Below are 769 nucleotides of genomic sequence, written 5' to 3'. Positions count from 1 at the left end.
CCTAATAATTTGATGCAATGCATCTTGGTTTCCACCAAACTACGACGGTGATAACCCGACCATTTTTTCCATAGGGTTCTGCCTAAATGTTTAACCGTTTGAAGTAACTCATTTCGTTCTATTGAACTTATTTTAGAATCTTTCCAGGGCTTGGCATTCTTTCTGGGTGGAATTACTGCATGTGCTTGACGATCTGAAATCACTTTTCTGCAGCACTTCGTGTCGTACGCGCCATCGGTATAGACAGAATCTATTCGCTCATCTAGTGGAATTTGATCCAGTAAATCACCTAGTACTTGTGAATCACTGACATTATTTGTAGTAAGCTGAACGGCACGTATTTGCAGTGTTTCAGCATCTATACCAATATGCAGTTTACGCCATTGCCGACGGTATTCAGGCTGATGTTTTTTACGCTTCCATTCGCCTTCACCTAAAAACTTTAAACCCGTAGAGTCGACAAGTAGGTGTAACCCATCATGACTTTTCTGATAGCTTATCGCAATATCAATATGCTTTTGTCGTCTACAAAGGGTGGAGTAATCTGGTGCTGTCCAATTCAAGCCACAGAGTTTAATCAGGCTTTGAACAAAGCCAGTAACCATACGTAAAGAAAGACGGAATAGAGATTTGATCATTAAACAGCATTGAATCGCTGTATCGGAATAAGTTTGATTTCGTCCTTGCTTGCCTTGTGGTTGTGCATACCATTGCGTCTTAGGATCAAACCAGATTGAAATATTTCCTCGCTTGATTAAAGCTTGGTTAT

General features: G+C 40.3%; 1 protein-coding gene. It reads right to left on the bottom strand.

The genetic code is table 11. The annotated features are described in order from the left end of the window. The coding region (locus EXE10_RS21105; RefSeq protein WP_213073875.1) for an IS5-like element ISAha3 family transposase at positions 1-769 on the bottom strand (769 nt) is incomplete at both ends.

This window comes from Acinetobacter sp. WCHAc060033, assembly GCF_004209125.1.
In the GTDB taxonomy this organism is placed as follows: Bacteria; Pseudomonadota; Gammaproteobacteria; order Pseudomonadales; family Moraxellaceae; genus Acinetobacter; species Acinetobacter wuhouensis.
This window is presented reverse-complemented; position numbering and strand designations above follow the sequence as displayed.